This window comes from Microbacterium rhizophilum, assembly GCF_039605615.1.
GTDB classification, from domain to species: Bacteria; Actinomycetota; Actinomycetes; order Actinomycetales; family Microbacteriaceae; genus Microbacterium; species Microbacterium rhizophilus.
Genome location: NZ_JBCNUN010000005.1, coordinates 19675 through 41962, shown reverse-complemented (window position 1 = coordinate 41962; position 22288 = coordinate 19675). Strand labels below are relative to the sequence as shown.

Below are 22288 nucleotides of genomic sequence, written 5' to 3'. Positions count from 1 at the left end.
TCCCCGGATCCGGGATCACACGGTGCGCGGGAAGGCGCTGTGGACGAGCGAGCGGGTCAGCCGGGCAGCTCGCCGCGGACCCGCGGCACCGGACGCGTCTCGGCGAGGTCGAGGTCGTCGTCGGGCCGCGGCGCGAGCGGGAACGCGACGCGGAACGTCGCCCCGCCGCCGGGCGTGTCCAGCACGCGGACGGATCCGCGCAACGCCTCCACGATCGAGGCGACGATCGCGAGCCCCAGGCCGCTGCCGCCGGTCTCGCGGGCGCGGGAGGTGTCGGCGCGCCAGAAGCGCTCGAAGATCTGGTCGCGGATGGCCTCGGGCACGCCCTCGCCGTGATCCACCACGGCGATCCAGCCCATCGCCGCTCCGACGTCCACGCCGACCTCGAGCTCGATGGGCGAGCCCTCGGGGCTGAAGCGGCGCGCGTTGCCGAGCAGGTTCGCCACCACCTGGCGCACCCGGTGCTCCTCGCCGAGCACGACCGGCGGCACCGCGACGGGGCGCAGGGACTGGGGCACGGTGAAATCGAGCGCGGGGAAGTCCAGCGGCGGCACGCCGGGCGCCTCGGCGCCGTCGGCGACGGGCCCCTCGCCCGTGTTCGGATCGCCCGCCGCCCTCGGGCGTCGCCGCAGCAGCGACGACAGTCCCTCGGTGGCCGCCGTCAGCGTGCGGGGAAGCCGCCGGTGCGATTCGGTCTCGGTCGCCTCGTCGCCGACCGGTTCGGGCCGTTGCAGCGCGATGGGCCCGGTGAGCGCCTCGATCGTCGTGTCGACCACGGTCACGACGCGGCCGGGCTCCGCCACGCGCACGTCGAGCGCCGCGTCGCGCGCGATCGGGCGCAGGTCCAGCGGCTGGATGTCGAGCTCGCGCTTCTCGTCCAGGCGCGCGAGCGCGAGGAGATCCTCGACGAGCACGCCCATCCGGATCGCCTCCTTCTCGATCCGCTCCATCGCGCGGGCGGTGTCGCCCTCGCCCTGGATCGCGCCCATCCGGTACAGCTCGGCGTAGCCGCGCACGCTCACGAGCGGGGTGCGCAGCTCGTGGCTCGCGTCGCCCACGAACCGGCGCATCTGGCGCACGGTCGCGTCGCGCTCGGCGATGGCGATGTCGATCCGGTCGAGCATGGTGTTGATGGCGGCCTTGAGCCGGCCGATCTCGGTGCGCGGCTCGATGTCGCTCAAGCGCTGGCTGAAGTCGCCCGCCGCGATGGACATGGCCGTCGTCTCGACCTGACCGAACCGGCGGAAGGTCAGCGTCACGGCCCAGCGCGTGAGGAGCGCGCCGCCGATGATCGTCACGATCGCGACCAGGAAGAAGATGCCGAAGTACGTGCCGACCACGTTCTCCACCTCGGTCAGCGGACGCGCCACCATCTGGGTGAAGATGCGGTTGCTGCCCGCGAACTGCTGCACCGCGAACGACGCGCGGAACACGGCCTCATCTCCCGTCGTGCCGGACAGCTCGATGAAGCCGCCCTGGTGGGAGTACGCGTAGTCCGTGCCGAACGAGGCCGGGAAGCGCGGGCGCGGGTGATCGGGCCCCTGACCGCCGGCGGTGGCCAGCAGGTCGCCGTCGGGCCCGTAGATGGCGACGAAGTAGTCGGTGCGCGGCGCGTTGGCCTTCGGCGTGAACACCGGGCCGTCCGTGCCGCCCGCCGACACGTTGAACAGCTGCTCGCCGACCGCCGTGCCCGCCAGCTGCGTGAGCGAGGAGTTGATGTTGTTCAGCAGCGCCTGGCGCAGGATCGGCATGGTGCCGATGCCGGCGGCCATCAGCCCGAGCGCCAGCACGGTCACCGTGACGCCGGTGACCTTGGCCCGCAGGCTGATCCGCCGCCACCATGCGGTGACCGCGTCGGTCTTCTTCGCCAGGACGTGCCTCTTTCGTGGATCCCCGCGGCGGGGAGACGGGTCAGCCCGCCTTGTCGACCTTGAGCATGTAGCCGAAGCCGCGCTTGGTCTGGATGAGCGACTCCGAGGCGTGCGGATCGATCTTGCGGCGCAGGTAGGAGATGTAGCTCTCGACGATGCCCGCATCGCCGTTGAAGTCGTACTCCCACACGTGGTCGAGGATCTGCGCCTTGGACAGCACGCGGTTGGGGTTCAGCATGAGGTAGCGCAGCAGCTTGAACTCCGTGGGGCTCAGGTCGATCTGCGCGTCGCCGACGAACACGTCGTGCGTGTCCTGATCCATCGTCAGCTCGCCGGCGCGGATCACCTGCTCGTCCTCGGTGTCCTGCATCGTGCGGCGCAGGATGGCCTGGATGCGCGCGACGATCTCATCGAGGCTGAAGGGCTTCGTGACGTAGTCGTCGCCGCCGGCGTTCAGGCCCTTGATCTTGTCCTCGGTCTCGTCCTTCGCGGTGAGGAACAGGATCGGCGCGGTGAAGCCGTGGTCCCGGAGCCGGGTGGTGACGCTGAAGCCGTTCATATCGGGCAGCATCACATCGAGCACGATCAGGTCGGGCTCCTCCTCCAGCACGGCGGAGATCGTCGCGGCGCCGTTGCCGACGGTCTTCACCTGGAAGCCCGCGAACCGCAGGCTCTGCGAGAGCAGGTCTCGGATGTTGGGCTCGTCGTCGACGACCAGGATGCGCGGTGCGGTCATGGCCCCATTATGTCCGCCTGGCCTCGGATCCGGGCGGATTTCGGCCCGGATCGGCCGAAAGCGAACAAGAGGAGTATTCTTCGCGCCCGGAGGAGGTGAGCCGTGATCGAGATCGATGAAGCCCTGGTGGCAGGCCTCGTCGCGGACCAGTTCCCGCGGTGGAGCGGGCTGCCGGTCCGAGCCGTTCCGCGGCAGGGATGGGACAACCGGACGTTCCGGCTCGGCGACGAGCTGTGCGCTCGCCTGCCCAGCGCCGACGGGTATGCCGCCGCCGTGGCGAAGGAGGAGCGCGCGCTGCGCTTCCTCGCCGGCCGTCTCGACGTGGCTGTGCCGGAGGTGCTCGCGATCGGCGCGCCCGCGGACGGCTATCCGCTTCCGTGGTCTGTGCGGCGATGGCTGCCCGGCACGACGATGGACACCGCTGCCGGCGCCGACCAGATCGCGCTCGCGCGCGACCTGGGCGCGGTGCTCACGACGCTCAGGTCCCTTCCCACGGGGGCGGGGCGGGCCGCGGGCCGCCACTCGTTCTACCGCGGGTGCCACCCCGGCGCCTACGGCGATGAGGTGCAGGTCGCGCTCGAGCTTCTCCGCGACGAGATCGACGCGGCGGCCTGTGCGGAGATCTGGCTGCGCGCGACGACGAGTGTTTGGACGTCGGCACCCGTGTGGTTCCACGGCGACGTCGCGGTCGGCAACCTGCTGGTGGAACGGGGACGGCTGTCGGCGCTGATCGATTTCGGGACGTGCGGCGTCGGCGATCCGGCCTCCGACCTGGCGATCGCCTGGACCCACTTCACCGGCGACGCCCGTACCGCGTTCCGTGAGGCGGCCGGCCTCGACGACGCGACGTGGCGGCGTGCCCGCGGATGGGCGCTGTGGAAGGCGCTCGCGACGCTGTCGGGTCAGTCGAGTCCGGACGCGGAGGGCGCGCAGCGGCGCATCCTCGCGGAGGTGCTGGCGGATCCCCTCGTCTGACGTCGGGGACCCGCTACGCGGCCAACCGCTCCGCGTCGAGGATCGTGTAGCTGTAGCCCTGCTCGGCGAGGAAGCGCTGGCGGTTCTGGGCGAAGTCCTGGTCGACCGTGTCGCGCGCGATCAGCGTGTAGAAGCTCGCGGTGTGCTCGCTCTGCTTCGGGCGCAGCAGGCGGCCCAGGCGCTGGGCCTCCTCCTGGCGCGAGCCGAACGATCCGGACACCTGGATCGCGACGGACGCCTCCGGCAGGTCCACCGAGAAGTTCGCGACCTTCGAGACCACGAGCAGGTTGATCGTGCCCTCGCGGAATGCCTGGAACAGTCGCTCGCGCTCGTCGACCGGGGTCGATCCGGTGATCTTCGGGGCGTTCAGCGCCTCCGACAGCTCATCGAGCTGCTCGAGGTACTGACCGATGACCAGGATCTGCTCGCCCGGGTGCTTGGCGATCAGGCTGCGCACCACGTCGATCTTCGCGGGCGCCGTCGACGCGAGGCGGTAGCGGTCCTCGTCGGCGCTCGCGGCGTACTCGAGGCGCTCGCTCGGCGGCAGGTCGACGCGCACCTCGTAGCAGGCCGCGGGGGAGATGAAGCCCTGCGCCTCGATCTCCTTCCACGGCGCATCGAAGCGCTTGGGGCCGATGAGGCTGAACACGTCGCCCTCGCGGCCGTCCTCGCGCACGAGCGTGGCGGTGAGGCCCAGGCGGCGACGCGCCTGCAGATCGGCGGTGAGCTTGAACACCGGCGCGGGCAGCAGATGCACCTCGTCGTAGACGATCAGCCCCCAGTCGAGGGCGTTCAGCAGCGCGAGGTGCGGGTACTCGCCCTTCCGGCGCGCGGTCAGGATCTGGTAGGTCGCGATCGTGACCGGCCTGACCTCCTTCACCTGCCCCGAGTACTCGCCGATCTCCTCGGGCGTGAGCGACGTGCGCTTGAGGAGCTCGTCGCGCCACTGCCGCGCCGACACGGTGTTGGTCACCAGGATCAGCGTGGTCGTCTTGGTCTCGGCCATCGCGGCCGCGCCCACGAGCGTCTTGCCGGCGCCGCAGGGAAGCACGACGACGCCGGATCCGCCGTCGTGGAACTTCTCGACCGCCTCGCGCTGGTAGGGGCGCAGCGACCAGCCGTCCTCGGCGAGGTCGATGGGGTGGGGCGTGCCCGGCGTGTAGCCGGCGAGATCCTCGGCCGGCCAGCCGATCTTGAGCAGCTCCTGCTTGATGTGGCCGCGCGCCCACGCGTCGACGACGTACGTCTCGGGCGTCGGCTGGGCGATGAGCAGCGGCTGGATGCGCTTGTTGCGCGAGACCTCCGCGAGCACCGCGCGATCCGTCGACGTGAGCAGCAGCTCGCCGTCATCGCCGCGCCGGATCGTCAGGCGGCCGTACCGGTTCACGGTCTCGCGGATGTCCACGGACACGGACGGCGGCACGGGGAAGCGCGACCAGCGATCCAGGGTCTGGAGCATGTCGTCGGCGGTGTGCCCGGCCGCGCGGGCGTTCCAGAGCCCGAGACGGGTGATCCGGTAGGTGTGGATGTGCTCGGGTGCGCGCTCCAGCTCGGCGAAGATCGCGAGCTCGTGCCGCGCCGTCTCCGCATCCGGATGCGCGACCTCGAGCAGCACGGTGCGGTCGCTCTGCACGATCAAGGGGCCATCAGCCATAGCCCACCAGTCTACCTTTTCCTGGCCGCGCGGGATCGATCGCGCTGTTTCCTTCCCGCTTTCGCGGGGCAGCGCAGTGCGAGTCATCGATCACTCGCCCGACGCTTCGCGCCGGGACTCGCGCTCGGTCGCTGTCGCTGGCGCTCCATCCCTTGGATGTCCCGTTCTCGAGATGGTCGGCAGTCGCTCCGCTCCACGCTCACTTCGTTCGCACCGATACCAGTCCGGCTCCCGACGACACCCGGCGCCGGCCGAGCGGTCGATCGTGCGCGGCCAGGGAATTACAGCGGGCGGACGGCGGTGATGCTCCTGACGGGCAGCGTGCGCTCGACGTCGGCGCCGCGGTCGCGGCCCCGCAGGCGCCCGCCCCCGAGGCCGGTGGCCTCCAGCGCGAACGTGCGCGTCGATCCGTCGGGCAGCGCCACGTCCACCTCCAGCAGCGCCTTCGCGCGCACGGCGGTCTCGAGCTCGCGCTCGAGCCATGCGGCGTCCGCGTCGCCGTTGTGTGCGGCGCGGAGGGTCTGGATCAGCGTGGCGTGGCGGGCGAGGGGAGGGGTGGGGGACGGCGCTGACGCGACGCGGTTGCGCTCGAGCGTCTCGGATCCGCCCTCCTCGTCGAGCGCGACGACCGGGTACTTGGCGTCGGCGAGCGCCCAGTAGACGGCCTCCCGGGACGCGCGGGTGCGCAGCATGCGGCCGGTCGGCACGAGGCCGAGCGCCCGGAGCGCCTGATCGACCGCGATGGTCTCGAGCAGGGCGTGGTCGCGGCTCGAGACGATCGTGTGCCCGCTATCGGAGTCGAGCGATACCCGCACCAGCCCGTGCCGGTCGGCGATCCGCTGCACGAGGTACTCGAGCGGCTGCGGCACCCCGGTCAGGGAGAGCGAGGACAGGAACGACAGGATGCTCTCCGCCGTCTCGCCCGCGGACAGCGCACCCGCCAGCGACGCCTCCGTGAAGCGGTAGGACGAGGCCTGGGCGTGCGACTCGCGGACCGCGAGGCTCTGCAGGCGCACGTCGAGCGCGGGGGCGAGCGGGCCGGGCGAGATCGCCGTGAGGTCGTTCTGCAGGAAGACCTTGTCGACCTCGTGCGGCAGCAGCGCCACCAGCGGCGCCGGATCCGCGGCGCGGCCCTCGCGCAGCGGGGTCGCCCACGGGGGCTCGGCGTCCCACGACGCGGTGGCGCCCTCGGTCGCGAGTCCCGCGAGGCGCAGCAGCCGGCGCCAGCGGTCGGCGCGGGCCGGCCAGGTCTCGTCGAGCGGGTAGGCATCGGGCCACAGGGCGGGGTCGATCCATCCGCCCCCCGCCGCGCGCAGCCCGGCGGGCAGGGCGTCGCGCAGCGCCGTGACGAGGCGCGCCCAGCGCTCGCCGCTCGATGCGCGCACCCAGGCCGCGCCGTCCGCCGACACGAGCCAGTTCCGGTCGGACACGGTGAGCAGGCCGCCCGCCTCGGCGAGCGCGACGAGGTCGTCCGCGTCATCCGGATCGCGCACGATCTCGTCCTGCGCCATCCTGCGCCGGTCCGCGGCGCCCACGGCGCCGGTCCCGACGCGCGACAGGGGCACGCGCAGCGTCAGCAGCACCAGATCGGCCAGCGCGGACGTCGTGGTGAACGCGCGCTCGGCGGCGTGCGCGGCGGCGGCCTCCGTCGCGGGCGCGGGGGCGCTGTCCGGCGTGCGCACGGGGGCGGCGTCGCCCAGCGCGGCGCGCACCGCCGCGTATGGGATGCCCGCGGCATCGGTCAGGCCGAGCCGCTCGGGTCCCGTGCCCGCGGCGAGATCGGCGAGCGCGTCCCGCGGCAGCTCGGCCACCGCGCGTGCGATCGACTCGGGCGCCAGGAGCGCCTCGGCCGCGTCGAAGAAGTCGTGCCAGTTCGCGTTCGCCGGCACGCGGCGCCCCGCGATCAGCCGGGCCAGCTCGTCGTCGCCCGCTCGCGCGAGGCGCTCCGCGAGCGCGCGCGCATCCGCGACTCCCGGCCGCGGAGCCGATGAGAGGTCAGTGCTGTTCACGGCGCTCGGGGGGTCACGGGGTGGCGGGGGTCAGGACCGCCCGGCCTTGCCCCTTCGCACGATGCTCATGATGAGCAGGGCCACGATCAGGAGGAACGCGATGGGCAGTCCCACGAGCGGCAGCACCGCGACGATGGGCCAGACGCCCGTCGCGTAGTCGGCGTGCTGCATGCCCGCCGCCGTGGAGATCATGATCGCGAAGAAGCACAGCACCGAGAGCACCGCGATGCCGAGCGCCATGAACGCGAGAACGCGGTCGATGCGCCGGACCGGCGGGTCCGCGGGGGAGTTGCTGCTCATCCTCCCCAGACTAGCCGCATGCGTCGGCGCGATAGGCTGGAAGGGCGGGATCGGTCGGTCCCGCCCTTCTGTCTGAAGGCTCGGATTCTGCGCTCATATCGAGGTTGTGTCATGCCCACCGGCAAGGTCAGGTTCTACGACGAGGACAAGGGCTTCGGCTTCATCGCCACGGACGACGGCGAGGACGTCTTCCTGCACGCCAGCGCCCTGCCCGCGGGGACGCCGGCGCCGAAGCCGGGCACGCGCCTCGAGTTCGGCGTGGCCGACGGCCGCAAGGGCCTGCAGGCGCTCTCGGTGCGCGTGCTCGAGGCTCCGCCGAGCCTCGTCAAGGCCAAGCGCAAGCCGGCGGACGACATGGCGGTCATCGTCGAGGATCTCGTGAAGCTGCTCGACGGCATCGGCGGCGACCTGCGCCGCGGCCACTACCCGTCGAGCGCCCACGCGCGGAAGATCTCGGCCGTGCTGCGCAAGGTCGCGGACGAGCTCGATGTCTGACGCGCCCGAGCCCCGCGAGGGCACCGAGGCGGAGACGCCCGAGGTGGAGGTGGCCGCGTCGCCCGTGGCGGAGGCCGAGGTCGTCGACATCGAGCCCGTCGCGGCCGAGCCTGTCGTGGAGGAGCCCGTCGCGGACGCGCCGGAGGAGCTTCCCGAGCCGGATCGCCGCCTGCTCGAGGCGCACGACCTCGCCCTCGCGGCATTGCACGAGATCACGCCGGCGTCGACCGTCGGCCCGCCGGCCGGGCACAGCGTCGAGCGCGGCGGAGCCGTCTCGCTGCGGTTCGAGAACACGCTGCTGGGCTACCCCGGCTGGTTCTGGACCGTCTCGCTCGCGGTCGTCGAGGGTTCCGACCCGACCGTGCTCGAGGCCGAGCTGCTGCCGGGCGATGACGCTCTGCTGGCCCCCGAGTGGGTGCCCTGGGCCGTCCGCCTCAAGGAGTACCAGGCCGCGCAGGCGGCCGCGGCGGCGGAGGCCGCCGCGCTCGCCGCCGAGGACCAGGGCGACGAGATCGAGGGCGACGAGGAGGGCGACGAGATCGAAGACGACGACTTCGACGAGGACGGCTCCCCGATCCTGCACGCGGGAGACGTCGACGGCGTCGACATCGACACGCTGGATCCGGACGAGGACGACTCGGACGATGACGAGTCGGAGGACGACTACTCCGACGACGAGTCCGAGGACGACGACTCCGACGAGGACGAGGACGAGGACTGACAGTCCACGAGAACGAGAACGGCGCCCCGGAGACCGGGGCGCCGTTCTGCTTCCGCAGGGTCGTCAGGCCCTGGCGGGCTCGCGCGCCAGGCGCTCCTCGACGGGCGGCTGCACCATCTCGAGCGGCATCGTGCGCGTGTCGATCAGCGGGTTCTCGTCCTGTCCCGCGACCAGGGCCGTGGCCTCGTCGCGCGACTCGACGGTCGGCACCGAGCCGAGCAGCGGCCGACGGGCCGACTCGCGCATCGGCAGGACCGCGAGACCCGCGATCAGGCCGAAGAACATGATGTAGAACGCCGGCATGAACGAGTTGCCCGTCAGCTGGATCAGCCACTCGCTGAACAGCGGCGTGGTCCCGCCGAACAGCGACACCGACAGGTTGTACGCGATCGCCATCGCACCGAAGCGCGACGCGGTCGGGAACAGCGCCGGCAGCGCGGCGGCCGACGGTCCGATCCACAGGGCCACGGGCACGGCGCACAGCGCGAGCGCCACGAAGACGGCCCAGATCTGGCCCGTCTGCAGCAGCGCGAACGCCGGCAGGATCAGCACGAGGGTCGAGGCCGACCCGAGCAGGTACACCGGCTTGCGGCCGATGCGGTCCGAGAGGTGACCGACCAGCGGCAGGCACGCGGACATCACGATCAGCACGGGGACCGTGGCCATCGCGGCGAGCAGGTTCGAGACGCCGACCTCGGTCTCGAGGTACGTCGGCATGTAGCTCGTCAGCGCGTAGCCGGCCGTGTTGGTGGCGGCGACGATCGCCATGGCGATCAGGATCTGGCGCCAGTAGTGGCGGAAGATGCCGATGATGCCGTGGCGCGCCATCGGGTCGGCGGCGTCGGCCTTCGTCTCGCCGGTCGACTCGGCCACCTCGTACGCGGGCGTCTCCGGGATGCGCGAGCGCAGCCAGATCGCGGCCACGCCGAGCGGGAGCGCGACGAGGAACGGGATGCGCCAGCCGTACTCGACCATGGCGCCCGCGCCGGACGTCGACTCGACGATCAGCGTGGTGAGCGCGACGGTCGACGCGCCCGCGGCGAAGCCGAGGTACGAGCCCGCGTCGAGCCACGACGACCAGTAGCCGCGGCGGCTGTCGGGTGAGAACTCGGCGACGTAGGTGGTGGCGCCGGCGTACTCGCCGCCGGTCGAGAAGCCCTGCACCATCTTCAGCAGGTACAGCGGCACGATCGCCCAGAGGCCGATCTGCGCGGCCGTCGGCAGCACGCCGATCAGCGCGGTCGAGGCGGCCATCATCGCCATGGTGAAGAAGAGGACCTTCTGGCGTCCGATCCGGTCGCCGATGGGGCCGAGGATGGCGCCGCCGAGCGGTCGGACCAGGAAGGAGACGGCGAAGCCGAAGAGGGTGACGAGGAGGCCGGCCTGGGCGGGGAGGCCCTCCGTGAACACCGAGGTCATCGTGACGGCGAGGTAGCCGTAGATGCCGAAGTCGAACCACTCCATGAAGTTGCCGACCACGGTGCCGGAGATGGCGGTGCGGATGCGCGAGCGCTTCACCACCAGCACGTCGTCGACGCGGAGCCTGCGGGACTGCCGTCGAGGCTTGCGGACCGCGGGCGCGACGTCCACCCGATTGGCCTTCGGCGGCTCACTGCTGCTGGAGATCAATGTCATCACTCGTTTCGTATCGTTCGGTGCGTATCGACAGGTGCCCTGGCGCGTGGGGGCGCGGACACCAAAGCCCCGACCATACCGAGAATCCGGTTCGATCGAAAACGAGTGGGCCTCGATTTGACAGCGCCCGGATCGCGCGGCATACGCGTGCGCGTTAGCAACCGGATCTGGACGTCGATTCCGAATTCCGACACGAAAGAGGACGCACCCCCGGCGGATGCCGAGGGTGCGTCGAGGAGGAGGTCAGGCGCTCGCGAGTCAGCGCCGCGATTCGAGGACGTAGTCGATCGACCGGATGAGCTGGCGCACGTCATCCGGCTCGATCGAGACGAAGGTCGCCACGCGCAGCTGGTTGCGGCCGAGCTTGCGGTAGGGCTCGGTGTCGACGACGCCGTTGGCGCGCAGGGTCTTCGCGACCGCGGCGGCGTCGACGGACTCGTCGAAGTCGATCGTCACCACGACGGGGGAGCGGTGCTCCGGGTCCGCGACGAACGGCGTCGCGACGTCCGACGCCTCCGCCCACGCGTACAGCGCGCCGGACGACTCGGCGGTGCGGGCCGCGGCCCACTCCAGGCCGCCGTTGCCGAGGATCCAGCCCAGCTGGCTGTCGAGCAGGTGCAGCGTCGCGAGCGCGGGGGTGTTCAGCGTCTGCTGCAGGCGGGAGTTCGCGACGGCCTGCGACAGGCTGAGGAACTCGGGGATGTAGCGACCGGATGCGGCGATCCGCTCGATCCGCTCGATCGCGGCGGGCGACAGCGCGGCGAACCAGAGGCCGCCGTCCGATCCGAGGTTCTTCTGCGGCGCGAAGTAGTAGACGTCCGTCTCGGCGACGTCGAAGTCGATGCCGCCGGCGGCGCTCGTCGCGTCGATCACCGTGAGCGCGCCCTCGTCGCCGCGCACGCGGGCGACGGGCGCCGCGACGCCGGTCGACGTCTCGTTGTGCGGCCAGGCGTACACGTCCACGCCCGCGACGGGCTCGGCCGAGACGCGCGAGCCCGGGGCGGCGTCGCGCACGTCCGGGGCCTCGAGCCACGGCGCCCTGGCGGCCTTGGCGAACTTGCCGCCGAACTCGCCGAACGTCAGATTCTGGCTGCGGCGCTCGATGAGGCCGAACGCGGCGGCATCCCAGAACGCTGTCGATCCGCCGTTGCCCAGCACGATCTCGTACCCGTCGGGCAGACGGAACAGCTCGGCGAGGTGCTCGCGGACGCTCGCGACGAGGTTCTTCACGGGCGCCTGGCGGTGCGAGGTCCCCAGCAGCGACGTGCCGACCGCGGCGAGCGCCTCGACCTGCTCCACGCGCACCTTCGAGGGGCCGCATCCGAAGCGTCCGTCGGCGGGCAGGAGGTCGGCGGGGATCGTCAGCGTCATGCGCCCCAGCATATTGGCGCGCCCCGGGCGCTCCCCGTTCCGTTACGCCGGGGGACGTCCCGCCCGGTGTCGGTCCCGGTCGTTAGGATTGCCTGAGTACCGCGCGAACCGCTTCTTCTGACAGGGCTGCCATGACCGACCTGATCGACACCACCGAGATGTACCTCCGCACCATCCTCGAGCTCGAGGAGGAGAACATCGTGCCGCTGCGCGCGCGGATCTCCGAGCGGCTGGGCCACTCCGGGCCGACGGTCTCGCAGACGGTCGGGCGGATGGAGCGCGACGGCCTCGTCGTCGTCGGTCTCGACCGCCGCCTCGAGCTCACGGACGCCGGTCGCCAGAAGGCCGTGGACGTGATGCGCAAGCACCGCCTCGCCGAGCGCCTGCTGTCCGACGTGATCGGCCTCGACTGGGCGTACGTGCACGAGGAGGCGTGCCGCTGGGAGCACGTCATGAGCGAGCAGGTCGAGCGACGCCTCGTCGAGCTGCTGGGCCACCCCACCGAGTCGCCCTACGGCAACCCGATCCCGGGTCTCGACCAGCTGGGCGGCGCGGCCGGGCACACGTTCGAGGAGGGTGTGGTGGGCCTCGTGAAGCGCCTCGACGCCGAGGGCGGGCCCATCCGCGGCACCGTGCGCCGCCTCGCCGAGCCGGCGCAGGTCGATCCGGATCTCCTCCAGCAGCTGCGCGAGGCCGGCGTCGTCCCGGGCGCCGAGGGCGACTACCGCTACAGCGAGGGCTACGTGCTCGTGCAGATGGACGGCAAGGACGGCGGCCTCGAGCTGCCCGTCGAGCTGGCGTCGCACATCTTCCTCGTCGACGACCGCATCGCCGCCTGATCCGGCGCCGCGCGGGCGCGTCTCAGGCCGCGGTTGATCCTGCCAGGGGATTGACAGGCCGGTATCCCGGTGCGGGCGTGACAATTCCGTTACCTTCCCGTAGTCTCGGGGGATACCCGGGGCGACCCTCCCCGAGTTGCTCCGCGGGAAATCGCCTCAATGGCTCGTCGTTTCCGCGGATCGCACACTGTGCCCCGACAACCCAGTGCTGACGAGCCAGCGGACCCGAACCGCGGGGCGATGGAGGATCACCTTTGTCCGAAAACGTTTCACGCCCCGAGTCGACGGACACGGGCAAGACCACGAGTCTCGTCCCCGTCCGGCCCGCCGCCACTCCCGCCCGCACCGCTGGCAGCATTCGCGCCGCGATCCGCCGCGCCGAGCGCGACGCCCGTCGCGCCGGCGCCCCGAAGATCCGGCCCGTCCGCGCGATCGGAACCGTCGCCGCCGTCGGCGCCCTGATCGCCGGCGTCGCCTTCCCCGCTTACGCGGCCATCCAGTCCGAGGGCGAGTCCATGACGATGCACGACGTCGCCGCGGGCTCGGCCCAGTCGCTCGTCGTCGCCTCCGAGGTCGAGTCGCCCGAGGTCACGGGGTCGTCCTACGCGGCCACCACGCCCGACGAGATCGCGCAGAAGGAAGCCGAGCGCGCCGCCGCCGAGCGCGCCAAGGAGGCCGCCGCAGCTGCGGCCGCCGCGGCCCGCAACGCCGCCTCCGTCGCCTCGGTGCCGCAGAACATCCCCGCGCCGCCCGCCTCGTCCGGCTCCATCGGCCTGCCGCTGCCTGGCGGCTACTCGCTGGGCGACAGCCTCGGCGCCGGCCACAGCCAGGCCACGCACGACGGCCTCGACATGCTCATCGGCAGCGGCACGCCCATCTACGCCATTGCAGACGGCGTCATCTCGTCGGCCGGCTACTCGGGCGGCTACGGCCTGATGGTCCGGTACAACTCCTCCGTCGACGGCCAGGCGATCGAGGTCCGCAACGCCCACATGAGCGGTGCCGCGGTCTCGCCCGGTCAGACCGTCACCAAGGGTCAGGTCATCGGCTACGTCGGCTCGACCGGCGCCTCCTCCGCGCCGCACCTGCACATCGAGATCCGCGTCAACGGCGGACTCGTCGACCCGCTCTACTGGCTGCCGCTCTGATCCGCAGCCGCCGCCATCGCTGACGAGGCCCGCGCCATCCGGCGCGGGCCTCGTCGCGTCTGCGGCCCGTGCGCGTCGACACGCCCGGGAATTCACCCGCCGTTGGGCGCGACCGCCGGGCGGGTGGGCTACCCTGATCCCGTCGCCGAGAGGGACGAAGGGAGAAGCCGATGGACCGAATACCTCGCATCCGCACCATGGATGCGCTCGGGCGTTACGTCCTTCGGCATCACGTGCACGCGAGCCGCGGTTCCGCCGTGGCCATGGAGGCGTCGTCTGTCTAGACGGCGCCTTTTCTCGTCTCTGCACACCCCTCCGACCCACGACGCGGCCGAAGTTCGAGAGCCCGGAAGCCGTCCGGGACCCATCGAGAGGATGCTGATGCGCACGCTGGTGTTGAACGCGGGATACGAGCCGCTCGCCGTGATCTCGTTCAAGCGAGCCCTGGTGCTCGTGATGAGCGACAAGGCGACCGTGATCGAGCACGACGAGGACGAACCGATCTGGGGCACCACCGCCTCGTACGACCGGCCGGCGGTGATCGTCCTGACGCGCTACGTGCGCGTGCCGACGACCCGGCGGATCCCCGTCACGCGACGCGGCGTCCTGCGGCGCGACGCCTATCGCTGCGCGTACTGCGGCAAGGCGGCCTCGACCATCGATCACATCCTGCCGCGCTCGCGCGGCGGCGCCGACTCGTGGGAGAACCTCGCCGCGTGCTGCCTGCGCTGCAACAACGTCAAGGGCGACCGCACGCCGCAGGAGATGCGCTGGGAGCTGCGGATGACCCCGCGCCCCCCGCACGGCACCGCCTGGACCGTGCGCGGCGTCGAGCGCGCCGACCCGCGCTGGGAGCCCTACCTGGCCCTCGCCGCCTGACGGGGCGTCGTCGTTCTCCCGCCGTTTCCCTCGGGTCGGTAAAGTCTTCGGACGCGCCCGCACGGCGCGCGAGGCTCTGACGAAGGAGGCTGGACCGTGGCCAAGAGGACCAAGGCGGAGAAGGCGGCGGAGGCGGCCGTCGACGCCGCAGCCGACGCGGCGAAGGACGCGAAGAAGCTCAGCAGGTCGCTGCCGAAGAAGGACGCGAAGAAGCTGCGCTCGCTCGCCGACGCCGCCGCCGACGCGGCGGACGTGTCGAAGAAGAAGCTCGCCCGCAAGCCGCGCAAGGTGGAGAAGACCGCGACGGCCGCGGTCGCCGCCCTCAGCAAGGCGACCGGCAAGATCGAGGCGAGGCTCGCCGACCGCGCCGCCGAGCAGAAGGCCGCCGAGAAGCTCGTGAAGAAGGCGCGCAAGCGGGCCGACGTGCACGAGTCGCCGTCGACCCCGGAGGCGCCCTCGGAGATCGAGGCACCGGACGAGAGCGAGGCGCCGTCGCCCGTCGAGGCCCCGGACGTCGAGCACACCGGCGCGGCGTCGATCCCCGCCGAGCAGGCTCCGGTGGAGGAGGCTCCCGTGGGTTCCGCCCCCGCCGACGTCGAGTCCGGCGAGATCGAGCAGCCGGCGCCCGCGGTGAAGAAGGAGCGGGCCCCGCGTCGGCGCGCGCCGAAGGCGGCCGTGGCGCCGTTCGACGCCTCGAGCCTCTCGTCGCTGAGCGTGGTCGAACTGCGCGGGAGGGCGCGCGCGGAGCAGCGCACGGGGTACTCGCGCCTGACGAAGGCGCAGCTCGTCGAGCTGCTCTCCTGAACCGCCCGTGACCAGCGCCGCCGCACTCACGGCCTTCGACCGGAGCGACGCCGCGCCCCCGGTGCGGACGCTGATCGACATCCTGCGCGAGAGCGCGCAGCGGCATCCCGAGGCGTCCGCGCTCGAGGACGAGCGGGGAGCGCTCAGCTACCGCGAGCTGCTCGCACTGGTGTGGCGCACCGCGGCGCGCCTGCACGAGCACGGCGTGCGGCGCGGCGACCGCGTCGGCGTGCGCATGCCGTCCGGGGACCGCGAGCTGTATGTCGCGATCCTCGGCGTCATGGCGGCCGGCGCGGCGTACGTGCCGGTCGACGCGGACGACCCGCAGGAGCGCGCCGACCTCGTCTTCGGCGAGGCGAGGGTGCGCGGCGTGATCGGCGCGGGCGGCGCGTTCGCCGTCGCGGCGGAGGACCCGGATCCGGAGGCCGCGCTGTTCGCCGGCGAGGATCCGCATCCGGCGACGCATGCCGTCTCGATCGTCGAGCCGCCCACGGCGGACGACGACGCGTGGATCATCTTCACGTCCGGATCCACGGGCGTGCCCAAGGGCGTGGCGGTGTCCCACCGCTCGGCGGCCGCGTTCGTGGACGCCGAGGCGCGGATGTTCTTGCAGGACGCGCCCCTCGGCCCGGGCGACCGCGTGCTGGCGGGCCTGTCGGTCGCGTTCGACGCGTCGTGCGAGGAGATGTGGCTGGCCTGGGGCCACGGCGCGTGCCTCGTGCCCGCGCCGCGCGCGCTCGTCCGTTCGGGCGAGGACCTCGGCCCGTGGCTCGTCGGACACGGGATCACCGTGGTCTCGACCGTGCCGACGCTCGCCGCGCTGTGGCCGCAGGACGCCATCGAGAACCTGCGGCTGCTGATCTTCGGCGGCGAGGCGCTGCCGCCCGAGCTCGCCGCGCGCCTGGTCGGCGACGAGCGCGAGGTCTGGAACACGTACGGACCCACCGAGGCGACGGTCGTCGCATGCGGGGCGCGGATGGACGGCGCCGCGCTCGCCGCGGGCGATCCCGTCCGCATCGGCCTGCCGCTGGACGGCTGGGCGCTCGCGGTGGTCGACACCGCCGGGCACCCGGTCGGCGAGGGCGAGGTGGGCGAGCTGATCATCGGCGGCGTCGGGCTCGCGCGCTACCTGGATCCCGCGAAGGACGCCGAGAAGTACGCGCCCATGCCGACGCTCGGCTGGGACCGCGCCTACCGCTCGGGCGACCTGGTGCGCGCGGATCCCGAGGGCCTCGTCTTCCAGGGACGCGCGGACGACCAGGTCAAGATCGGCGGGCGTCGCATCGAGCTCGGCGAGGTCGAGGCGGCGCTGCAGGCGCTCACGGCCGTGTCGGCCGCGGCCGTGGTGGTGCAGCGGTCGGAGGGCGGCGTGTCGCTGCTGGTCGGCTATGTCGTGCCGACCGAGGGCTTCGACCGGCAGATCGCGCGCGCCGAGCTCGCCGAGACCCTGCCCGCGCCGCTCATTCCGCTCCTCGCCGTGATGGACGACCTGCCCGTGCGCACGTCCGGCAAGGTCGACAAGGCCGCGTTGCCGTGGCCGCTCGAGACCGGAGACACGGGCGACTCGCCCCTGTCCGGCACCGCCGCGTGGCTCGCGGAGCAGTGGGTCGCGGTGCTCGGCACCCGGCCGGCCGACGAGAAGGCCGACTTCTTCCAGCTCGGCGGCGGATCCCTCGCGGCCGCGCAGCTCGTGTCGCGGATCCGCGCGCGGGCGCCCGAGTTCACGATGGGCGACGTGTACGACCTGCCGCGGCTCGGGCAGATGTCCGCAGCCATCGAGGCGGAGGCGACCGACGAGCCCCACGCGCTGAGCTTCAGCTCCGCCCGGCCCACGCCCCGGCGGATGCAGTGGCTGCAGACGCTGCTCGCGGCGCCGCTGCTGGCGCTCGGCGGCGCCCGCTGGCTCGTGTGGCTGCTCGCCGCCGGCTGGATCCTGCAGCTCGCGCCGGGATTCGAGGTCCTCCCCGATGCGCCGGGGTGGGTCATCCTGCTGGGCATCGTGCTGTTCGCCACGCCGTTCGGACGCATGGCGATCGCGGTGGCCGCGGCGCGGATCCTGCTCGCGGGCGTGAGGCCCGGCGACTATCCGCGCGGCGGCGGCGTGCACCTGCGACTGTGGCTCGCCGAGCAGGTCTCGCACCAGATCGATCCGGTCGGGCTCGCGGGGGCGCCCTGGGTGTCGTACTACGCCCGGGCGCTCGGGGCGCGCATCGGCGAGGGCGTCGACCTGCACGCGCTGCCGCCCGTCACGGGCATGCTGCAGGTCGGCGCGGGTGCCGCGATCGAACCCGAGGTCGACCTCACCGGGTACTGGATCGACGGCGACACCGTGCGGATCGGCGGCATCCGGATCGGCGCGGGCGCGGTCGTCGGATCACGCAGCACGCTCGCCCCCGGCACGCGCATCGGCCGGGGCGCGGAGGTCGCGCCCGGCTCGGCCGTGTTCGGTCGGGTGAAGGCGGGCCAGCGCTGGGCCGGATCTCCGGCCGCACGCGTCGGCGGCACGTCCGCGCCGCTGGCGCCGGTGCGTCCGCCCGCGCCCCGCCGCTGGCTCTGGGCCTACGCGGCGTCGTCGGCGCTGCTCGGGCTGCTGCCGCTCGCGGCGTTCGCGGTCGGCGGCCTCGTGCTGGCGAACGGCGTGCGCGGCGCCGAATCGCTCGCCGACGCCATTCCGGGACTGCTCGCGTGGCTGATCCCCGCGGTGCTCGTCACGGGGCTCGTGTTCGCGGCCGCCGTGGTCGGGCTCGTCCGGCTGCTCGCGATCGGGCTCGTCGAGGGCGTGCACCCCGTGCGCGGCCGTGTCGCCTGGCAGGCCTGGACGACCGAGCGCCTGCTCGACTCGGCCCGGACGATCCTGTTCCCGATCTACTCGAGCCTGCTCACGCCCGCGTGGCTGCGGCTGCTGGGCGCGAAGGTCGGGCGCGACGTCGAGGCGTCGACCGTGCTGCTGATCCCGTCCATGGCGGTGATCGACGACGGCGCGTTCCTCGCGGACGACACGATGGTCGGCACCTACGAGCTGCGGGGCGGATGGATGCGTCTCGCGCCGGCGCGGATCGGCAAGCGCGCGTTCCTCGGAAACTCGGGTCTCGCCGGGGCCGGGCACCGCGTGCCGAAGAACGCGCTGGTCGCGGTGCTGTCGGTCGCACCGGACAAGGCCAAGGCCGGATCGTCGTGGCTCGGCTCGCCCGCCGTGCGGCTGCGCCGCATCGTGAACGAGGCGGACCTGGAGCGCACGTACCGGCCGCGCACCTCGCTGCGCGTCGCCCGCACGATGTGGGAGCTGTGTCGCATCGTGCCGGTGATCGCCACGTGCGCCCTCGGCGTGGCCGTGCTGCTGACGCTCGCGTGGCTGATCCCCGCGGTCGGCCCGGTCTGGGCCGTCGTGCTCTCGGGCATCGTGCTGCTTCTCGCGGGCGTGGTCGCGGCGGGCGTCACCACGCTGGCGAAGTGGGTGATCGTCGGGCCGATCCGGCCCGGCGAGCACCCGCTGTGGTCGAGCTTCGTGTGGCGCACCGAGGTGTCCGACACGTTCACCGAGATGCTCGCGGCGCCGTGGTTCGCCAACGCCGCGGCGGGCACGCCCGCTCTCGCGGTGTGGCTGCGCACGCTCGGCGCGAAGATCGGCCGCGGCGTCTGGACCGACAGCTACTGGCTGCCGGAGCCCGATCTCGTGACGCTCGGCGACGGAGCGACCGTGAACCGTGGATGCGTCGTCCAGACGCACCTGTTCCATGATCGAGTGATGAGCATCGACACCGTCACGCTGGAACCGGGCGCCACGCTCGGCCCGCACAGCGTCATCCTGCCCGCCGCCGCGATCGGATCGTCCGCGACGGTCGGGCCGGCCTCGCTCGTGATGCGCGGCGAGACCGTCCCGGTCGGCAGCCGCTGGAGCGGCAACCCGATCGGGCCGTGGCGCGCCGTCAAGGTGCGCGCGTACCAGGCGGTCGAGCGGGCGGACGGGGCCGCGGCGAGCCGATGAAACCGGACGCCTACACCCCGCTCAGCGGCGACCCCAACATCCGGATCGCGCACTACGACCTCGCGCTGGACTACCGCGTCGGCACGAACCGGCTCGACGGCACCGCCACGATCAGCGGCCGCGTGCGCGAGCGGACCAAGTCGATCTCGCTCGACCTGGTCGGTCTGCGCGCCACGCGCGTGAAGATCGCCGGCCGCACCGACGCGAAGCACCGGCAGACCGACCGCAAGCTGCGGATCTCGTTCGGCACGGCGCTGGAGGCGGGGGAGCGGTTCGCGGTCACGATCGCGTATGGCGGATCGCCCCGCGCGCGCGGCACCCGCTGGGGCCCGCTCGGCTGGGAGGAGCTGGCGGACGGCGTGCTCGTCGCCTCGCAGCCGACGGGCGCGCCCACGTGGTTCCCCTGCAACGACCTGCCGCGCGACAAGGCCACGTACCGGATCGAGGTCACGACCGACGCGGCGTACACGGCGGTCGCGGGACAGCCGGTCGTGCCCGTCCTGCAGCGAGGCCGCCGCACCTGGACGTTCGCGCTCGACGCGCCCACGCCGACGTACCTGGTCGCGCTGCACATCGGGCGCTACACCCGCCGGGACGTGATGCTCGGCACGGTGCCCGGCGCCATCCTGTATCCGCGGCCGATCGAGGCGCGCGTGACGGCCGACTTCGCCGATCTCGGCCGCATGATGGCGGTGTTCCAGGACGCCTTCGGCCCGTATCCGCTGCAGGGCTACACGGTGGTCGTGACCGCGGATGACCTCGAGATCCCGCTCGAGGCGCAGGGCATGGCGGTGTACGGCGCGAACCACATCGACGGCGAGGGTGGCCTGGAGCGACTCATCGCGCACGAGCTCGCGCACCAGTGGTTCGGCAACAGCGTGGGCGTCGCGCGGTGGCGCGACATCTGGCTCAACGAGGGCTTCGCCTGCTACGCGGAGTGGATCTGGTCCGAGCGCTCGGGCGGGCCGTCCGCCCACGCACTCGCGCTCGGCTACCACCGGCAGCTCGCCGGCCAGCCGCAGGACATCCTGCTGTCCGACCCGGGGCCCGACCTGATGTTCGACGACCGCGTCTACAAGCGCGGCGCGCTCGCGCTGCACGCGCTGCGGCTCACCGTGGGCGACGTCGGGTTCTTCGGCCTGCTGCACGCCTGGACCGACGGGCACCGCGGCGGCACGGCGAAGACGGCCGACTTCCTGCGCCTCACGGAGGAGCTCACCGGCGCCTCGACGCTGCTCGGGCCATGGCTCGACGAGGTCGCGCTGCCGGGCCTGCCCCCGGGACCCGCTGTGGCGCCGGCGGAGGTCAGCGAGGCGCTCTAGCCACGCTGACGACGCAGCCCGGCGGGCCGTCGTCGATCGTGACCACCTCGATCGGATCGGAGCGGCCGGGGACGTGCGCGAGGAACCCCGGTCCCTCGTGCGCGAGTCGGACGTCGCCCGGCGGCACGCGCAGGCCGCGCCCGTCGGCCTTGAGCGCCGCCTCGATGCGGGTCCAGCCCGCGCGATCCGGCGGGGCGAGCGGGGCGAACAGCGGCGCGAGGCCGGGCAGCGGTCCCGCGCCCCGCTCGGCGTCCACGCCGAGGGAGGCCGCGTCTCGGTCGCGCGCGGCCGCCGCGACGACGAGCCGACCCGCGTAGCTCACGCTCACCACGACCGGCGCGGCGGCGGGGTGCGGGGCGCCGTGATCCTCGCCGCCGCAGCGGAGGCAGCGGCGCCGGATCGCCGTGCCGGCACCGGGCGCGAGGTCGGCGATCAGCTCGGCGAGCAGCGCGTCGCCGAGTTCGCGGCGCTCGCCGCGGAAGCCGCAGGTCCGTGCGGCATCCGATTCCGGGTCGCGCCGGCGATCCACCGCCCCGACCTCCGCCCACGCCAGCCGCACGAGTCCGAGGGCCGTGGTGCGGGTCACGCCCCCAGGGTACGTCCGCCCACGGGTGCGTCCGGGCTCAGCCGGCCAGCACGCGCTGCTCGGCGGAGGCGCTCGCGTCGGCGAGCAGCTCGAGAAGGTGCGCCGAGGGCGCCTCGACGCGGTCGTGCGCCGCCGAGACGACCGACACGGTCCACGACAGGCCCGCGGTCTCGGGCAGGGTCAGCACGCGCAGCCCCGCCGCCTGCGGCTTGGCCGCGACGTGCCGGGGCACGACGGCCACGCCGAGGCCGCGCGTGACGAGATCGAGCAGCGTGTGCACGTCGTTGACGGTGCAGCGCACCCGGCGATGGACGCCCTGGGCTGCAAGGGTCTCCTCGTTCAGCTCGCGGATGCCCCAGGACGCGGCGAAGTCGATGAAGTCCTCGCCCTCCAGTGCTCGCCACGCGATCTCCTGGCGCCCTGCGCCCAGCGCGAGCGGATGATCCGGTGAGGCGAGGAGCACGAGCGACTCCTGCCCCAGGGTCTGGTGGGGGAGGGCGCCCAGGTGCTTGGTGGTGGCGACGAACGCCACGTCGATGTCGCCCGCGCGGGTGGACGTGATCAGGTCCTGGGACCCGGCCTGGGTGAAGTGGGTCTCGACGCGCGGGTGACGGCGGTGGAAGCGCTCGAGCAGCGCCGCCACGTCGACGAAGCCGAGGCACTGCTCGGCGCCGATGCGCAGCGATCCGGTCACCTCGCGGCTCGCCTTCACGACGGCATCCCGTGCGCCGGCCGCCTGCGCCAGCATCTGGCGCGCGTACGGCAGGAGCGCGAGCCCGGCCTCCGTGAGCTCCACGCGGCGCGTCGTGCGGTCGAACAGGGCGGTGCCCAGCTCCTCCTCGAGGCCGCGGATCGCGGACGACAGGCCCGACTGCGAGATCCCCGCGAGCTCGGCCGCGCGCGTGAAATGGCGCTCCTCGGCGACGGCGAGGAGGTACTCCATCTGGCGCAAGTCCAT

Annotated in this window: 18 protein-coding genes; 9 read left to right on the top strand and 9 right to left on the bottom strand. The window is 72.9% G+C overall.

Features of this window, described 5'->3' with window-relative positions; translation table 11 throughout:
- Positions 1-56: 56 nt before the first annotated feature.
- Together AAD528_RS10070 and AAD528_RS10065 are read right to left on the bottom strand one after the other, a co-directional pair.
- Positions 57-1751, bottom strand: a complete 1695-nt coding sequence (locus AAD528_RS10070; protein ID WP_375339607.1) for a sensor histidine kinase — start codon at positions 1749-1751, stop codon at positions 57-59.
- A 160-nt stretch (positions 1752-1911) separates the two neighbouring features.
- Entirely contained in the window at positions 1912-2607 is a 696-nt protein-coding gene (locus AAD528_RS10065; protein ID WP_135112453.1) for a response regulator transcription factor, read from the bottom strand.
- Positions 2608-2709: 102 nt separating this feature from the next.
- Here AAD528_RS10065 and AAD528_RS10060 point away from each other — a divergent pair, with 102 nt between their 5' ends.
- Positions 2710-3582 (top strand): aminoglycoside phosphotransferase family protein, encoded by an 873-nt coding sequence (locus AAD528_RS10060; protein WP_345751945.1) that lies wholly within the window; start codon positions 2710-2712, stop codon positions 3580-3582.
- A 13-nt stretch (positions 3583-3595) separates the two neighbouring features.
- Here AAD528_RS10060 and AAD528_RS10055 read toward each other — a convergent pair whose 3' ends face one another.
- From AAD528_RS10055 to AAD528_RS10045, 3 genes are all read right to left on the bottom strand, one after another.
- Entirely contained in the window at positions 3596-5236 is a 1641-nt protein-coding gene (locus tag AAD528_RS10055; RefSeq protein ID WP_345751944.1) for a DNA repair helicase XPB, read from the bottom strand.
- Positions 5237-5517: 281 nt separating this feature from the next.
- On the bottom strand, positions 5518-7245 hold the full coding sequence (locus AAD528_RS10050) for a helicase-associated domain-containing protein (RefSeq protein ID WP_345751943.1): 1728 nt from the start codon (positions 7243-7245) through the stop codon (positions 5518-5520).
- 30 nt (positions 7246-7275) lie between these two features.
- The gene (locus tag AAD528_RS10045) at positions 7276-7545 is read right to left on the bottom strand and encodes a multidrug ABC transporter ATPase (RefSeq protein WP_345751942.1); all 270 of its coding nucleotides are present in this window, start codon (positions 7543-7545) and stop codon (positions 7276-7278) included.
- Positions 7546-7656: 111 nt separating this feature from the next.
- Between AAD528_RS10045 and AAD528_RS10040 the strand changes: the two genes are divergently transcribed.
- Both AAD528_RS10040 and AAD528_RS10035 read left to right on the top strand, forming a co-directional pair.
- Complete coding sequence (locus tag AAD528_RS10040; protein ID WP_345751941.1) at positions 7657-8040, top strand: cold-shock protein; 384 nt, start codon at positions 7657-7659, stop codon at positions 8038-8040.
- Positions 8033-8761 (top strand): DUF3027 domain-containing protein, encoded by a 729-nt coding sequence (locus tag AAD528_RS10035; RefSeq protein ID WP_345751940.1) that lies wholly within the window; start codon positions 8033-8035, stop codon positions 8759-8761. Before AAD528_RS10040 ends, AAD528_RS10035 begins: the two co-directional genes overlap by 8 nt.
- Before the next feature lie 63 nt (positions 8762-8824).
- Here the strand turns inward: AAD528_RS10035 and AAD528_RS10030 are convergent, their stop codons facing one another.
- Entirely contained in the window at positions 8825-10396 is a 1572-nt protein-coding gene (locus AAD528_RS10030; RefSeq protein WP_345751939.1) for an MFS transporter, read from the bottom strand.
- Positions 10397-10654: 258 nt separating this feature from the next.
- On the bottom strand, positions 10655-11767 hold the full coding sequence (serC, locus tag AAD528_RS10025; RefSeq protein ID WP_345751938.1) for a phosphoserine transaminase: 1113 nt from the start codon (positions 11765-11767) through the stop codon (positions 10655-10657).
- Positions 11768-11898: 131 nt separating this feature from the next.
- Between serC and AAD528_RS10020 the strand changes: the two genes are divergently transcribed.
- The 6 genes from AAD528_RS10020 (at position 11899) to AAD528_RS09995 (ending at position 20744) form a co-directional block, all read left to right on the top strand.
- Complete coding sequence (locus tag AAD528_RS10020; RefSeq protein WP_345751937.1) at positions 11899-12606, top strand: iron-dependent transcriptional repressor DtxR; 708 nt, start codon at positions 11899-11901, stop codon at positions 12604-12606.
- Positions 12607-12860: 254 nt separating this feature from the next.
- Positions 12861-13754, top strand: a complete 894-nt coding sequence (locus tag AAD528_RS10015; RefSeq protein ID WP_345751936.1) for a M23 family metallopeptidase — start codon at positions 12861-12863, stop codon at positions 13752-13754.
- Between the two features lie 381 nt (positions 13755-14135).
- Positions 14136-14633, top strand: a complete 498-nt coding sequence (locus tag AAD528_RS10010) for an HNH endonuclease (RefSeq protein WP_345751935.1) — start codon at positions 14136-14138, stop codon at positions 14631-14633.
- Positions 14634-14729: 96 nt separating this feature from the next.
- Positions 14730-15437: a hypothetical protein gene (locus AAD528_RS10005; protein WP_345751934.1), complete on the top strand. Its 708-nt coding sequence runs from the start codon at positions 14730-14732 to the stop codon at positions 15435-15437.
- Positions 15438-15444: 7 nt separating this feature from the next.
- Positions 15445-19422: a Pls/PosA family non-ribosomal peptide synthetase gene (locus AAD528_RS10000; protein ID WP_345751933.1), complete on the top strand. Its 3978-nt coding sequence runs from the start codon at positions 15445-15447 to the stop codon at positions 19420-19422.
- Positions 19419-20744: a M1 family metallopeptidase gene (locus AAD528_RS09995; protein WP_345751932.1), complete on the top strand. Its 1326-nt coding sequence runs from the start codon at positions 19419-19421 to the stop codon at positions 20742-20744. Before AAD528_RS10000 ends, AAD528_RS09995 begins: the two co-directional genes overlap by 4 nt.
- On the opposite strand, the gene AAD528_RS09990 is transcribed toward AAD528_RS09995, so the two are convergent.
- Both AAD528_RS09990 and AAD528_RS09985 read right to left on the bottom strand, forming a co-directional pair.
- A complete protein-coding gene (locus AAD528_RS09990; RefSeq protein WP_345751931.1) occupies positions 20728-21330 on the bottom strand; it encodes a 4'-phosphopantetheinyl transferase family protein in 603 nt (200 codons plus the stop codon). The genes AAD528_RS09995 and AAD528_RS09990 overlap by 17 nt on opposite strands.
- 37 nt (positions 21331-21367) lie before the next feature.
- Positions 21368-22288: a LysR family transcriptional regulator gene (locus AAD528_RS09985; protein WP_345751930.1), complete on the bottom strand. Its 921-nt coding sequence runs from the start codon at positions 22286-22288 to the stop codon at positions 21368-21370.